This window comes from Enterococcus xiangfangensis, assembly GCF_005405365.1.
GTDB classification, from domain to species: domain Bacteria; phylum Bacillota; class Bacilli; order Lactobacillales; family Enterococcaceae; genus Enterococcus_A; species Enterococcus_A xiangfangensis.
The window spans coordinates 13,856-30,077 of record NZ_BJDX01000015.1; the positions used below are offsets into that span (position 1 = coordinate 13,856).

The window sequence follows — 16,222 nt, forward strand, 5'->3', positions numbered from 1 at the left end:
TAAAAATGAATACATTGAAATGAAATAGGAGATATAAATGGCGAATGATAAGATTGTAATTCATGGAGCGCGGGCTCATAATTTGAAAAATGTAGATGTCACGATTCCTCGTGACAAGATGGTTGTTGTTACTGGTTTATCGGGTTCGGGGAAAAGTTCATTAGCTTTTGACACACTATATGCTGAAGGTCAGCGTCGCTATGTAGAAAGTTTGTCTGCATATGCCCGCCAATTTTTAGGCCAGATGGATAAACCAGACGTCGACAGTATCGATGGTCTGAGTCCGGCGATTTCTATCGATCAGAAAACGACAAGTAAAAATCCTCGGTCAACTGTTGGTACAGTAACTGAGATCAATGACTATTTGCGATTATTGTATGCTCGTGTCGGACATCCGATTTGTCCGAATGACCACATTGAGATTACGTCACAATCTGTAGAGCAGATGGTCGACAAAGTTTTGGAACTGCCTGAACGCACAAAGCTTCAAATTTTGGCACCAGTCGTTGCGAAGAAAAAAGGTCAGCATAAAAAAGTTTTTGAAATGATCCAGCGCGAAGGCTATGTCCGGATGCGTGTTGATGGAGAATTGTATGATGTAACAGAAGCACCAGAGCTGACTAAAAATAAAAAGCATGATATTGAGATCATCATCGACCGAATTGTTGTTAAAGAAGGAATCCGTTCGCGGTTGTTTGATTCCTTTGAAGCGGCGTTGCGCTTAGCGGAAGGCTATGCGATCGTTGATGTGATTGGTGAAAAAGAAATGTTGTTTAGCGAACATTACGCGTGTCCTTATTGTGGTTTTACCGTTGGTGAACTTGAACCACGCTTGTTTTCATTCAATGCTCCGTTTGGTGCCTGTCCAGATTGTGATGGTTTAGGAATAAAATTGGAAGTCGATACAGATCTAGTGATTCCAGATCAAAGTAAAACATTACGCGAAGGCGCATTAGTTCCTTGGAATCCGATCAGTTCACAATACTATCCTCAAATGTTGGAACAAGCTTGTTTGAGTTTTGGAATCGATATGGACACACCGTTTGAAGAATTACCGGAGGAACATCAAGCAATTATTTTGAATGGTTCCAATGGTGAAAATTTTCATTTCCATTATGAAAATGATTTTGGGGGTGTTCGCGATGTGGAAGTTCCTTTTGAAGGAATCATCAGCAACATCGATCGTCGCTACAAAGAAACAAACAGCGACTTCACACGGGATCAAATGCGTCTGTACATGACTGAATTGACTTGCCAAACGTGTCAGGGCTATCGCTTGAATCCGCAAGCTTTATCAGTTCAAATCAATGGCGAAAATATCGGGAAAATTAGTGAAGATTCGATAAATGGTGCATTGGGATTTTTTGAAACAGTGGCTTTGAGTGAACAAGAAAAAATCATTGCTAAACCAATCTTAAAAGAAATCAGAGACCGTCTAAGTTTTTTGCGAAATGTCGGCTTGGATTATTTGACATTGAGTCGTGCAGCCGGGACGTTATCTGGTGGCGAAGCTCAACGAATTCGTTTAGCAACACAAATTGGCTCAAACTTATCTGGTGTGTTATATATTTTAGATGAACCGTCGATTGGGCTGCATCAAAGAGACAATGACCGCTTGATCGAATCGCTGAAAAAAATGCGCGATCTTGGAAATACATTGATTGTGGTAGAACACGATGAAGATACGATGCGTGCGGCAGATTATTTGATCGATGTAGGTCCTGGTGCGGGAGATCAAGGCGGCGAGATCGTAGCAGCCGGAACGCCTAAAGAGGTTGAGGGAAATCCTAACTCACTAACAGGTCAATATCTATCAGGAAAACGAGAGATTGCTGTACCGAAAGAACGTCGTAAGGGAAATGGCAAGAAAATCAAAGTTACCGGCGCAGTTGAAAATAATTTGAAAAATATTGATGCAGAATTTCCATTAGGAAAATTTGTTGCAGTTACTGGAGTTTCAGGGTCAGGAAAATCAACGCTAGTTAATCAGATCTTGAAAAAGGCACTGGCACAAAAATTAAATCGTAATTCAAATAAACCCGGGAAGTTCAAGAAACTGACTGGTTACAAACATATCGAGAAATTAGTCGATATCGATCAGAGTCCAATCGGTCGAACACCACGAAGCAATCCAGCGACATATACTAGTGTGTTTGATGATATTCGTGATCTATTCGCTCAAACGAATGAGGCAAAAATTCGCGGATATAAGAAAGGTCGATTCAGCTTCAACGTCAAAGGCGGACGTTGTGAAGCTTGTCGTGGCGATGGAATCATTAAGATCGAAATGCACTTTTTACCAGATGTGTATGTTCCATGTGAAGTTTGTCATGGCAAACGCTACAATTCAGAAACGTTGGATGTTCATTATAAAGGAAAAAATATTGCGGATATTTTAGAAATGACCGTAGAAGATGCGGTAGAATTCTTCAAACACATTCCGAAGATCCACCGCAAATTGCAAACGATCGTTGATGTTGGTCTAGGCTATGTGACGATGGGACAACCAGCAACGACCTTATCTGGTGGAGAAGCGCAACGGATGAAGCTTGCCAGCGAACTGCATAAAAATTCGAACGGCAAAAATTTCTATATTTTAGACGAACCGACGACTGGTTTGCATACCGACGATATCGCGCGTTTATTAAAAGTCCTTGAACGGTTTGTCGATGCTGGTAATACTGTTTTAGTGATTGAACACAATTTAGATGTCATTAAATCTGCAGATTACATCATTGACCTTGGTCCAGAAGGCGGCGATGGCGGCGGGACAATTTTAGCAACGGGGACGCCGGAAGAAATCGCTGAAGTACCAGAGAGTTATACTGGATATTATCTAAACCGTGTGCTTAAAAAATAAATAACTGATAAGTAAAAATGCGAGTAAAGGATTCTCCTTTGCTTGCATTTTTCTTTATGGTATGATTATCAAGGATTTAGAATGAGAAGGTGTAAGAGAATATGAATGAAAAACAAAAATTTGTACCGATTTTATTAGGAAGCGACATTAACGTATATGGGATGGCGCGTTCTTTTCATGAAGCTTACGGAATCGTTTCTGAAGCTTATGCCGGTTTACAGTTGGCACCGACGAAATACAGTAAGATTGTAAATGTCCACATTGTTCCAGGGTTCGATAAAGATCCTGTATTTATGGAGCAAATGCGTGAACTGGGAAAAAATACTTATAATGATCCTGCAACGAAATATTTAGTGATTGCTTGCGGCGATGGGTATGCCGAATTGGTTTCCCAACACAAAGAAGAACTTTCTGAATGGTTTGTCTGCCCGTACATTGATTTTGATTTACTGCAACAATTGATCAGTAAAGTCAGCTTTTATGACATCTGCGAAAAATATGATTTGCCTTATCCTAATACATTCATTATTACAGAAGATATGCTGGAAGCAGGCAAGTTGAAACAAGATCTGCCGTTTGATTTTCCAATCGCATTGAAACCTGCAAATAGCGTCGAGTGGTTATCAATCGATTTTGAAGGACGCAAAAAAGCGTTTATTTTAGATACACGCGATGAGTTTGATACGATCATTGAACGGATTTATCAAGCGGGATATACGAGCGAAATGATCGCACAAGATTTTATTCCTGGTGATGACAGCAATATGCGGGTTTTAAATGCTTATGTTGATCAAAATCATCATGTTCGAATGATGTGCTTAGGGCATCCGTTACTGGAAGATCCTTCACCAGAGGCAATCGGTAACTATGTGGCGATCATGCCGGAATATAATGAAAAAATCTATCAAACGATCAAAGGGTTTTTAGAAAAAATCAATTATACTGGTTTTGCAAACTTTGATATGAAATATGATCCTCGAGATGGCGAGTATAAATTATTCGAAATCAATTTGCGCCAAGGTCGCAGTAGTTTCTTTGCGACATTGAACGGCTTTAATTTGGCTCGATTTGTGACAGAAGATCGTGTCTTCGAAAAACCATTTACTGAAACACTTTATGGCAAAGCCGAACCTGAAACAGCGATGTTGTGGATGGGTGTCCCAAAAAGTGTGTTTGAAAAGTTTGCACGAAACAATTCAGATAAAGAACAAGCGTTAGCACTGATTAAAAAGGATCAGTGGGGAACAACGGTCTTTTATAAAAAAGACATGTCTTTGATGCGCTGGATCTTAATGAAATACATGTTCAGTAAATACAAAGGACGCTTTGATTTATTCTTTAAAGAGAAAGAAGGGTAAGCATGGAAAATTTCTTTAGTATTCTTGGCGGGATGGGGACGATGGCGACTGAAAGTTTTATTCGTATCTTGAATAAGCGGACGCAGGCGCACAATGATCAAGAATATTTGAACTATGTGATGTTCAACCATGCCACCATTCCTGACCGAACGGCGTACATTTTGGATCATGAAGCGGCGAATCCATTGCCGTTTTTGTTAGATGATATTGAAAAGCAAAATTTATTACAGCCTGATTTCATCGTATTGACCTGTAACACGGCTCATTATTTCTTTGAACAATTACAAGGAGCAACAAAAATTCCAATCTTGCATATGCCGAGAGAAGCGGTAAATGAAGTAACACGACATCACCAAGCTGGCGAGAAAATTGCTGTGCTGGCGACGGCAGGAACGATGACTGCAAAAGTATATCAGAGTGAATTAGAAGCACGAGGCTTTGAAGTCTTGGTTCCAGAAAAAGAGTTGCAAGACAAGGTCAACTATTTGATCTATCATGATGTGAAAGAACATGATTTCATCAATAGTGAACTGTATTTAGAGATTCTTTCAGATGTTTTTGAAAAATATGAGTGTCAAAATGCTATTTTAGGTTGTACAGAACTTTCTTTGGTCCAAGAGTTGACAAAAGACGTTCCATATCCAGTCATCGATGCGCAATCAATCTTAGCTGATCGTACGATTGAACTGGCGTTAAAAAACAGATCTTCCAAGTAGGAGGTCTGTTTTTTTAGTTTTATAACTAGAAGGACAGCCGAAAAATCAGCAAAATGAGTAAAAAGAGAAGAATTAGGAAAGAGTAAAGAATTATAAATAAGTAGCAAAGACACGCCAGGAGTGTTATAATTTTATAGATAGCTAAGGAAGCTAACGTTCAGTTTCTTTGGCATCTTTTTGTGTGGTCAGAAATTTAAACAATCAAAAAATTATGGTTAAAAGAAGTGATCCAGTTAGATTCAATTAAGAGGATCCCAGGAATAAAATCAATGATTCAACAAAATCATTTTCTAATTATGTGAAAGGAGTGACACAAATGACTGATAGTTTACATTTAGTTGTCATTACTGGTATGAGTGGCGCGGGGAAGACCGTTGCAATCCAAAGCTTTGAAGATATGGGCTATTTTTGTGTAGATAATATGCCTCCAGGACTGATTCCAAAATTTTGGAAGTTGATCCGTGAATCAGGGAAAGTAACTAAAATTGCCCTAGTGGTAGATTTACGTTCACGTTCATTTTTTGAAGATATCCAAAAAATGTTGATAGAGATCGAGAATACCGGTTTCATCGATACGAGTATCTTATTTTTAGATTGTTCAGACGAGGAGCTTGTTTCTCGTTACAAAGAGACTCGCCGCGCCCATCCATTAGCAATGGATGGGATGATCACAGAAGGGATTCGCAAGGAACGTGCGATCTTGGAGGATTTAAAAAATCGTGCGACGTTGATGATCGATACAACTGAATTATCGCCGCGACAATTACGCGAAAAAATCAATCAATCCTTTAAACAAAAAGACGATGTAGGATTCCATGTCGAAGTCGTTTCTTTTGGTTTTAAATATGGATTGCCGATTGATGCAGATATCGTAATGGATGTTCGTTTCTTGCCAAATCCTCACTACATTCCAGAGCTGCGTCCGCAGACTGGCTTAGACAAGCCTGTCTATGATTATGTGATGTCTTTTGCTGAAACGGAAAATTTCTATACGAACTTTGTCCGTTTGATCATGGATATTTTGCCAGGTTATATCAAAGAAGGCAAAAGTTCACTGACGATTGCCATCGGCTGTACTGGCGGACAACACCGCTCAGTCGCTTTGACCGAGCGGATAGGCAAAGCAATCACTGAGGCGGATTATCGAGTGAATATTACTCATCGTGACAAGGATAAGCGGAAAGAGACGGTGAATCGTTCATGAAAATGAAAACATACCGTATTCGCAAGCCTAAAATCGTTGTGATTGGCGGCGGAACAGGACTGCCGGTCATTCTAAAAAGTTTACGCAACCAAAGTGCAGAGATCACAGCCGTCGTGACTGTGGCTGACGACGGTGGCAGCAGCGGTGAATTACGCGATTCAATCGATATGGCACCGCCGGGAGATTTGCGCAATGTTTTGGCAGCTTTATCTGATATGCCTAAATTGTATGAAGATCTATTTCAATATCGTTTTCATGAAGATGATAAATTTTTAGCCAATCATACAATTGGGAATTTATTGATTGCGGCTTTATCGGAAATGCGCAGCAGTACGTATGAGGCAATCCAATTACTTTCTAAGATGATGCATGTGGATGGACATATCTATCCTTCATCGGAAACGCCATTGATCTTGCATGCTGATTTTACTGACGGAACCAGTGCAATCGGTGAATCAAAAATCGCTCTTGATCGCAAAACGATCGAAAGAGTGTATGTCACTGAAAAAAATGGTCAAGAAGCGGTTCATGCGGCACGTAAAGTTGTGAATGCTATCAATGAAGCAGATATGGTGGTACTAGGACCGGGCTCTTTATTTACGAGTATTTTGCCGAATTTGGTGATTGAAGAATTAGGCGAAGCCGTTCGGACGACCGCCGCGGAAGTAGTCTATATTTGCAATATCATGACCCAAAAAGGCGAAACTGAGCATTTTAGCGATGCGGATCATATTCGTGTGTTGCATAAACATTTGGGCAGCCATTTTATTGACACTGTTTTGGTCAATACTGAAAAAGTTCCAGAAGGATATATGGATCCTGAGATTTATGATGAATATTTAGTACAAGTAACACATGATTTTAATGGATTAAGAGAAGAAGGATGCCGAGTGGTTTCAACGGATTTTTTGAAACTGCGTGACGGCGGTGTATTCCACGATGGTGAAAAGGTCGTGGATGAATTGTTCCGGATTGTGTTTGGTGCAAAACTTTAAACAATTGGACTGCTTCTATCTGGTAAAGCAGTATGATCCTCAAAATCAGAAATATTTATCAAACTAGTATTATAGAATTAAAATAATTTTTCTAATTTAAAAAAAGGAGGGCTCGTCATGTCTTTCGCAGCAGAAGTAAAAAAAGAATTAACGAGTCTGACAGTCCAAAAGAATCTCGCACAGGCTGAACTAGCTGCTTTGATTCGAATGAATGGCTCGCTTAGTTTGAGCAATCATCAATTTGTTTTAAATGTCCAGACTGAAAATGCGGCGATCGCTCGTCGGATTTTTACTTTGTTGAAGGAGCATTACGGTGTACGCAGCGAATTACTGGTACGTCGGAAGATGAAGTTGAAGAAAAACAATGTCTACATTGTCCGGCTGAAACAAGGGACTCAAAATATACTATTAGATTTAGATATCATGGATGGAATGATGTTCCAAGCCCATATCACCAATGAGATCAAGCAGTCTGATGAAAAGACAAGAGCTTATTTACGCGGCGCATTTTTGGCATCCGGTTCAGTCAACAATCCGGAAACAAGTCGTTATCACCTGGAAATTTCTTCGATTTATGAAGAACACAACCAAGATATTTGTGATTTGTTGAATCAATTTGAACTTAATGCCCGAACATTAGAACGGCGCAATGGGTTCATCACTTATTTAAAAGGGGCAGAGAAAATCGCCGACTTCTTGACATTGATAGGTGCGACAAATTCGATGTTGAAATTTGAAGATGTCCGGATTGTGCGCGATATGCGCAATTCCGTGAATCGGTTAGTCAATTGTGAGACTGCTAATATGAATAAAACAATCGATGCTGCTTCAAGGCAGATTGAAAACATTCATTTTATTGAGGCAACTGTCGGATTGCAATCATTACCGGAAAAATTACAGGAAATTGCCGAGTTAAGAATTCAAAATCCAGAGATCAGTTTAAAAGAATTAGGAGAAATGATTCCTTCAGGAGCAATCTCTAAATCAGGTATCAATCATCGCATTCGAAAGATCAATGATTTTGCGGACAATTTGCGAAAAAAAACAGTTTAAAATAAAATCGACCTTCAAAGTTAGCGTAAAAAGCTAACTTTGAAGGTCGATTTTTCATTCAGCAATATAGGCTTTTAACGTTGTGTCATCAATCGCTTCATCAAAAATATGTTCGCCTAAAATAATCGTTGGAACAAATGTAATGTTGGCTTGCTCGGCTTCATTCCGAATTTCTTGCTGCAAACTGCGATTTGCTTGTTGAACAAACTGCAGCGTTTTTTCAGCGTATTCGGCAACGGCTTCTAATTCAAAATCTTCCCAAGTTTCTTGAGTTTCAAAGGCTTGCTGGATTTGGATCAAGGCTTTTTTAGGATCAGCACTGATATATTCGTGCATTACATTTCCGCGTTGCAAACTGAGTTTATCTTTATCTAATAATTTAATAACACGTTGAATCTTCCCGTCAGCGACCGCTTGGTTCAAAGTAGCATAAGATTGTTCGAACCATTGCTTACAATACGGACACCGAAGATTGATAAACTCAATTAAGCGTTTAGGGGCAGTATCAGAACCAATCTTTATTCCATTGAAGTCATTGACTAACTTTGCATTAATAATCGAAATATCCATAAAAAAGACACGTCCTTTCTTTTATTAGTGTACAAAAAAAAGATTAGAAAACAAAATTTTTCGTATAAATAAATGAAAAAGCTTAAAACCTAGGTTTGAAATTGTGCAAGGTTGGTTTATAATTAAAGCGTTATAGCAATGGTTATATGGAAGTTGCTTCGATTTTTTTCAGCCTGTTAAATTTAAGAAAAATGACAAATTTTCTGCAATGAATTACAGGTGAAAACGTTGGAGTGTAGCAAACGGAGGAATCTGATGGGGTTTCTAACAAGAAATACTCGGATATTATTATATAAATGAGGAGGAGAAACATGCGTAAGAAAAAAACGATGGATGGAAATACAGCAGCTGCTTATATTTCCTATGCATTCACGGAGTTAGCCGCGATATATCCAATCACTCCCAGCTCAACGATGGCCGAACTTGTAGACCAATGGGCATCGCAGGGAAAGAAAAATATATTTGGCCAACCTGTATCAATTACAGAAATGCAATCAGAAGCTGGTGCGGCTGGAGTTGTCCATGGTGCGTTGAAAACAGGTGCACTAACTACAACATATACAGCCTCACAAGGCTTGCTGTTGATGATCCCGAATATGTATAAAATTGCCGGAGAATTATTGCCGGGCGTTTTTCATGTTGCGAGCCGCGCGGTGACGACGAACGCATTAAATATCTTTGGCGACCATGGCGATGTCATGGCAGCACGTCAAACGGGTTTTGCGATGCTGCAAGAAAGCAGCGTACAAGAAGTGATGGATTTGTCCGCCGTGGCACATTTAGCCGCGATCGAAGGCAGTCTTCCTTTCATGAACTTTTTTGATGGGTTCCGGACGAGTCATGAGATTCAAAAAGTAGAAGTCCTTGATTATGAAGAATTGGCTCCATTGATCGATCAAGAAAAATTGCGCGCTTTCCGCAAACGCAGTATGAATCCTAATCATCCAATGATCAGCGGGACGAATCAAAATCCGGATGTTCATTTCCAACAGCGGGAAACAGTCAATCGTTATTATGATGAGTTGCCGGCAATCGTACAAAAATATATGTTTGAGATCAATAAACTTCGTGGGACCAACTACGATCTAGTGACTTATTATGGTGCAGAAGATGCAGAAGAAGTTATCGTTGCGATGGGCTCTGTTGCTCAAACGATTGAACAGACAGTGGATTATTTAAATGCGAATGGTCGCAAAGTCGGTTTTTTGAATATCCATTTGTATCGTCCGTTCCCAACCGAAAACTTTTTAGAAAAACTGCCAGCTACAGTTAAATCAATTGCGGTACTGGATCGTTCAAAAGAACCCGGAGCAGATGGAGAACCGCTTTTACTAGATGTTCAAAGTGTAATGTATGAAGCAGATGTTCGGCCAAAAGTTATCGGTGGACGTTTCGGTTTAGGTTCAAAAGATGTGACGCCAGATCAAATTATCTCTGTTTATGATGAGTTGTTAAAAGATAAAAAAACGGCGAAAAAACGATTTACGATCGGAATTGTTGACGATGTGACGAATATGTCGTTGAAAAAAAGAGAGGTTGTTGATTTAACCAATCCAACTACATTCCAAGCGAAATTCTGGGGATTCGGATCCGATGGGACAGTTGGAGCGAACAAATCAGCAATCAAGATTATTGGTGATCATACGGATAAATATGCCCAAGGCTATTTTAGCTATGATTCGAAAAAATCCGGTGGACTGACGGTTTCTCATTTGCGTTTTGGAGACACACCGATCCGTTCAACGTATCTTGTTGAAAGTGCTGACTTTATTGCGTGTCACACGCCAGCATATATTCATACTTATGATTTATTGAAAGGCTTAAAACCAGGCGGAATCTTTTTGATGAACTCTATGTGGAGCGATACGCAGATAGATAAATTATTGCCTGCGAAGATGAAACGTTACATTGCTGAAAATGATATTAAATTCTATACGATCAATGCTGCAAAATTAGCGATGGAAGTCGGTCTTGGTTCACGAATCAACACCGTGATGGAAACAGCATTCTTTAGTTTGACAGAAATCATTCCATTTGATGAGATCTTGCCGATTTTACGAGCTGAAGCTGATAAAAGTTATCGTCGTAAATCGTTGGAAATCGTAGAAAAAAATATCGCAGCAATCAATCAAACGGTCGAATTATTACACCAAGTACAAGTTCCTGCGACTTGGCGGACCGTTGAAATACCTGAAAAAATTCGTAAAACACCCGTTTCTCAATATGTGGAACAAATTGTCGAACCAATCAATTCACAGCAAGGAAACGATTTGACTGTAAATGATCTTGTAGCAAATGGAATGACAGATGGAACCATTCCGACTGGGACGGCGAAGTTTGAAAAACGAGGTGTCGCACTGGAAGTTCCTCATTGGATCAGCGATCGTTGCACGATGTGTAATGAGTGTTCCTTCGTTTGTCCGCATGCGGCAATTCGACCATTTTTAGCAGATGATGAGGAAATGGAAGAAGCGCCAGCGGGCTACATCGTTCGTGAAATGCGCGGCGCTGACGGCATGAAATATCGTATCCAAGTTTCAGTTGAGGACTGCACTGGCTGTGGATTGTGTGTTGAATCGTGTCCTGCAAAAGACAAAGCGTTGGTTATGAAACCTTATGAAGAAGAAAAAGAACAAGCAATCAATTGGGCCTTTTCAATGACGTTGAAACAAAAGGCCAACCCTGCAAAAACAAATTCTGTTATCGGATCGCAATTTAACCAACCGTTGCTTGAGTTTTCAGGCGCATGTTCTGGTTGTGGTGAAACACCGTACGTTAAATTGATGACACAAATGTTTGGCGATCGGATGATGATTGCTAACGCGACAGGCTGTTCATCCATTTGGGGCGCAGCAGCACCGGTCAGCCCTTATACAACGAATGAAAAAGGTCAAGGTCCTGCATGGTCTAATTCATTGTTTGAAGACAATGCTGAATATGGGTACGGTATGTTTTTAGCAAATCAAACGCGGCGAAAAGAGTTAGCCGATAAAATCAGTGACGTCTTAGATACCGTTTCTGAACCTTTGCGCAATCTGATGGAAGACTGGATGGATCATATGTCCGAATCAGAAGGAACGCAGCAGCGGGCAACGAAATTGACAGCAGCACTTGAGGCAGAAGGTTTAGCTGATCCTAAATTAGCAGATATTTATGATAACCGCGATCTATTCGTCAAAACGAGCCAATGGATGTTCGGTGGCGATGGCTGGGCGTATGATATCGGCTTTGGCGGAATCGATCACATCTTGGCAAGCGGTGCGGATGTGAACATTTTAGTCATGGATAATGAAGTTTATTCAAATACTGGCGGTCAGACCTCTAAAGCAACACCGGCTTCAGCTATTGCGAAATTCTCTGCCGGCGGTAAGTACCAATCTAAAAAAGATTTAGGGATGATGGCGATGACATACGGCAATGTTTACGTTGCGCAAATCGCTTCAGGTGCAAACCAAATGCAAACGATCAAAGCTTTAGAAGAAGCAGAGAAGTTCCCTGGGCCATCACTGATAATTGCTTATACGCCATGTATCAACCATGGGTTACGCGGCGGTATGAGCCAAACATTGAAAGAAGCTAAAGATGCAGTCAACTCAGGTTACTGGTCATTGTATCGCTTTAATCCTGCCCAACGGGAAAAAGGAAAAAATCCGATGTCATTGGATTATAAGAAACCTGATTTCAGTAACATGATCAGCTTTATGAAGCAACAAAATCGCTTCTCAGCATTAGAAAGAATCCAGCCTGATGACGCACAGCGTCTATACCAAAAGACAGTTGATGACGCACAGACTCGTTTTTATAACTATGCGCGTTTAGCCGGTCAAGAAGAAAAGATTCGTGCAAAATTGGAAGGAACAACAGTCGCCGTTGGTGTCGCTGAGGCAAAACCAACTCGTGAACGTACAGTTGATCCTGAAGCAGAAGCGCGCCGTGCTGCCCGCAGAGCCGCTCGAGCTGAGAAACGCAGCAAATAGTAAAAGTTTTGAAGAGCCTTAGTTTACTAGGGCTCTTTTTCTGTTCAATTCTTATGCCAGAACTGTACCACTGTGGTATAATTGTAAAGAATTTTGGATAGAAAGAGAGGTTATCTATGCCTAATCGTCTAATTGAATTATTCAAACCAGAATATTGGCTTAGCTTTTTTTCTGAGAATCTTTCAACTTGGGATATCATCGTCAACCTTTTAGATATATTTGTCGTTTGGTTTTTGATCTATCGTTTGTTTGAACTTGTTCGAGGAACGAAAGCCGTCCAATTAATCAAAGGTGTGGCGATTTTTATTGGGATTCGAATCGTGGCAGAATTGATTGGTTTGCACACATTGTCGTGGCTGATGAATCAAATTATCACATACGGTGTGATCGCAGCAATCGTCATTTTCCAGCCAGAAGTTCGACGCGGACTAGAACATTTAGGGCGTAGTTCTTTCTTCAAAACAACGAAGAAAGAAGAGCGCGATGATGAACGGATGATTCTGGCGTTTGACAAAGCGATTCAATACATGTCCAAAAGGAAAATCGGCGCATTAGTAACGATTCAACGTTTCACTGGCTTGGAAGAATACATTGAAACAGGAATCGATTTGGACGCAGATATCACCGGTGAGTTATTGATCAACATCTTTATACCGAACACACCTTTGCACGATGGCGCTGTGATTGTTAGAAACGGCAAGATTGCTGTTGCTTCAGCATATCTGCCCCTTTCAGACAGTATGTTCATTCCAAAAGAATTTGGGACACGGCATCGGGCTGCTGTAGGGATCAGTGAAGTCAGTGATGCATTGACATTTATTGTTTCTGAGGAGACTGGTGGCGTGAGCATTACGCTGAACAACGAATTCCTTCATGATCTATCTCAAGAAGAATATTTGGCTGTAATGCGGCGTGAGTTATTACCGGATGAAAAGAATGTTGGTAAAAAGAGTCTCTTGCAAACCTTTTTGGAAGGATTGACTAAAGGAGGCCAAAAATGAGAATTAAATTTAAGAAAAGCAATGCACCGTATATGCTGATCTCATTATTATTTAGTTTGATCTTATTTTTTAACGTAAACAGTCAAAGCTTCAGCCGCTTGATTTCATCTGAAACCAATTATGAAGAAGCACTTCAAAATGTGCCAATCAACGTTTTATATGATTCGGATGAATATTTTGTTCACGGTTTTTCGTCGACCGTTTCAGTAAAATTGAGCGGAGCAAATCGGATTCAGCTAAATAGGGAAGTCGACCCGGATACACGTAATTTTAGTGTCGTGGCTGATTTAACGAAATTGTCGACAGGAACGCATGAAGTACGCCTGAAAACAAAGAACTTATCCAGCTCGCTTTTTGCAACGATTGAACCTGAGACTATCTCGGTCACGATCGAGAAAAAAGTGACGAAGCAGTTTGATGTATCGCCGATTTTAAGCAGTACGACTAACAATACCGGTTTAGAGATTGGTCAAATGTCTGTTGAACCGACAAAAGTTTCAATCACAACTGGCGAAGATACAATGAAAGAAATCGATCGTGTGGTCGCGTCAGTAGACAGTAGCAAACTAACTGCGGATCAAAAAAGTGTCCGCACGTCTGTCCAAGCGTTAAATGCTAGCGGGGAATCTCTACCAATCCAGTCTGATCCGCAAAATGTTACGATCAATCTTGAAATTCAGACACCAAGCAAAGAAGTATCGCTTTATCCGATTCAAGAAGGAGAGCTGCCTTCGACGATTGAAAGTGTCAAAATCACCTTGAATCGTTCAAAAGCAACGATTACCGGTGCAGAGTCAGTAATTGATCAAATAGACAGTATCGGAATTCCAGTCGATGTCAGTCAAATACAAGGGACTGTAAAAAAATTGGTCGATATACCAGTCGCTGGAAATTATCAAGTTAATCCTAAAACGGTGAACGCGCAAGTGACACCGGTATTCAAGAAATCACAAGAAACAGAAACTAGTAATACAGATCAGTCTAACGCATCAACAGAAGCATCCAAAAATTCGAGCGAAGCTTCAAGTTCTGCTGAAACAAGTACCACTCAAACGACGAGTGATCAAGAAGCAGCGACAGATCAATCGACTAACTAGATGGAGAAGGGAAATATAATTTAATGGGTAAATATTTTGGAACGGATGGCGTACGCGGGATCGCAAATAAGGAATTAACGCCGGAATTAGCATTTAAATTAGGGCGATGCGGGGGATATGTACTAAGCCAGCATCATAACAGTGAAGAACGTCCGCGAGTTTTAGTTGGTCGCGACACACGTATTTCTGGTGAATTATTAGAAACAGCTTTGATCTCTGGTTTATTATCTGTTGGGATCGAAGTATTCCAGCTGGGTGTTATTTCAACGCCAGGTGTAGCATATTTGACAAGATTACAAAAAGCTTCGGCAGGTGTCATGATTTCTGCTTCTCACAACCCGGCAGAAGACAATGGAATCAAGTTTTTCGGTGGCGACGGGTTCAAATTAGTCGATGAACAAGAAGCTGAGATTGAAGCATTGATCGACGCTGAGGAAGATACGTTGCCTCGTCCATCTGCTGAAGGACTTGGAACATTGGATGAATTTCATGAAGGTTTATTGAAATACTCGCAATTTTTGGTCCAAACAATTTCAGGCGATCTATCAGGATTGACTGTTTGTGTCGATGCAGCGAATGGCGCGACTTCGACAAGTGTCGATCGATTATTTGCTGATTTAGAAACTGATTTCTATACAATGGGAACATCACCAAACGGCTTGAACATCAACGCCGGTGTTGGTTCGACCCATCCTGAAACATTAGCGAAAATGGTAGTTGAAAAAGGAGCAGATGTCGGTTTAGCTTTTGATGGCGATGGCGACCGAGTGATCGCAGTAGATGAGCTAGGAAATATCGTTGACGGCGATCGGATCATGTTTATCTGTGCTAAGTATTTAGCTGAACGCAAACGATTAAAAAAAGATACTGTAGTGACGACGGTTATGAGCAATTTAGGTTTTCATAAAGCAATTGAAGAAATTGGTTTAGCGGATGTCATTACCCAAGTTGGTGATCGTTATGTCGTTGAAGAAATGCGTAAAAATGAATACAATCTTGGCGGCGAACAATCTGGTCATGTCTTATTCTTAGATTATAATACGACTGGTGATGGCATGTTGACTGGCGTTCAATTATTGAACATCATGAAACAAACAGGCAAAAAGCTTTCTGAACTTGCAGGAGAGGTAACAATCTATCCGCAAAAGTTAGTCAATATTCGTGTGAGCGATAAATATGGCGCAATGGATGTTCCAGCTATTAAAAAGGCGATTGAAGAAGCAGAAGCTGAGATGAATGGCGATGGACGGATCTTAGTTCGACCTTCAGGGACAGAACCATTATTACGAGTGATGGCAGAAGCACCCACTGATGAAAAGGTCGAATACTATGTTGAAAAAATCGCGTCAGTTGTCCGTGCAGAAATCGGTTTAGACTAGACAAACGAAGTT

General features: G+C 40.4%; 11 protein-coding genes. 10 read left to right on the forward strand and 1 reads right to left on the reverse strand.

The features are described from left to right. Window positions 1–37 precede the first annotated feature (37 nt). The 6 genes from uvrA (at window position 38) to whiA (ending at window position 8,186) form a co-directional block, all read left to right on the forward strand. On the forward strand, window positions 38–2,860 hold the full coding sequence (gene uvrA / locus FFM68_RS12785; protein ID WP_137619660.1) for an excinuclease ABC subunit UvrA: 2,823 nt from the start codon (window positions 38–40) through the stop codon (window positions 2,858–2,860). Between the two features lie 101 nt (window positions 2,861–2,961). After that, window positions 2,962–4,218, forward strand: a complete 1,257-nt coding sequence (locus FFM68_RS12790; RefSeq protein ID WP_137619661.1) for a carboxylate--amine ligase — start codon at window positions 2,962–2,964, stop codon at window positions 4,216–4,218. 2 nt (window positions 4,219–4,220) lie between these two features. Beyond that, window positions 4,221–4,934: an amino acid racemase gene (locus tag FFM68_RS12795; protein WP_137619662.1), complete on the forward strand. Its 714-nt coding sequence runs from the start codon at window positions 4,221–4,223 to the stop codon at window positions 4,932–4,934. Between the two features lie 316 nt (window positions 4,935–5,250). After that, window positions 5,251–6,138 carry an RNase adapter RapZ gene (gene rapZ / locus FFM68_RS12800; protein WP_137619663.1) on the forward strand — a complete coding sequence of 296 codons (888 nt, stop codon included), beginning with the start codon at window positions 5,251–5,253 and terminating at the stop codon, window positions 6,136–6,138. Further along, on the forward strand, window positions 6,135–7,133 hold the full coding sequence (locus FFM68_RS12805; protein WP_137619664.1) for a gluconeogenesis factor YvcK family protein: 999 nt from the start codon (window positions 6,135–6,137) through the stop codon (window positions 7,131–7,133). The genes rapZ and FFM68_RS12805 overlap by 4 nt, the downstream gene beginning before the upstream one ends. A gap of 117 nt (window positions 7,134–7,250) precedes the next feature. Further along, complete coding sequence (whiA, locus tag FFM68_RS12810) at window positions 7,251–8,186, forward strand: DNA-binding protein WhiA (RefSeq protein WP_137619665.1); 936 nt, start codon at window positions 7,251–7,253, stop codon at window positions 8,184–8,186. A 54-nt stretch (window positions 8,187–8,240) separates the two neighbouring features. On the opposite strand, the gene FFM68_RS12815 is transcribed toward whiA, so the two are convergent. Continuing rightward, the gene (locus FFM68_RS12815) at window positions 8,241–8,756 is read right to left on the reverse strand and encodes a thioredoxin domain-containing protein (protein ID WP_137619666.1); all 516 of its coding nucleotides are present in this window, start codon (window positions 8,754–8,756) and stop codon (window positions 8,241–8,243) included. A gap of 311 nt (window positions 8,757–9,067) precedes the next feature. Between FFM68_RS12815 and nifJ the strand changes: the two genes are divergently transcribed. From nifJ to glmM, 4 genes are all read left to right on the forward strand, one after another. Beyond that, window positions 9,068–12,733, forward strand: coding sequence for a pyruvate:ferredoxin (flavodoxin) oxidoreductase (gene nifJ / locus FFM68_RS12820; protein ID WP_137619667.1), 3,666 nt, complete (start codon window positions 9,068–9,070; stop codon window positions 12,731–12,733). A 116-nt stretch (window positions 12,734–12,849) separates the two neighbouring features. Further along, on the forward strand, window positions 12,850–13,734 hold the full coding sequence (gene cdaA / locus FFM68_RS12825; RefSeq protein WP_137619668.1) for a diadenylate cyclase CdaA: 885 nt from the start codon (window positions 12,850–12,852) through the stop codon (window positions 13,732–13,734). Further along, window positions 13,731–14,831, forward strand: a complete 1,101-nt coding sequence (locus FFM68_RS12830) for a CdaR family protein (protein WP_137619669.1) — start codon at window positions 13,731–13,733, stop codon at window positions 14,829–14,831. Before cdaA ends, FFM68_RS12830 begins: the two co-directional genes overlap by 4 nt. A gap of 23 nt (window positions 14,832–14,854) precedes the next feature. Continuing rightward, window positions 14,855–16,210, forward strand: a complete 1,356-nt coding sequence (gene glmM, locus FFM68_RS12835) for a phosphoglucosamine mutase (protein ID WP_137619670.1) — start codon at window positions 14,855–14,857, stop codon at window positions 16,208–16,210. The last annotated feature ends 12 nt before the right edge of the window (window positions 16,211–16,222 follow it).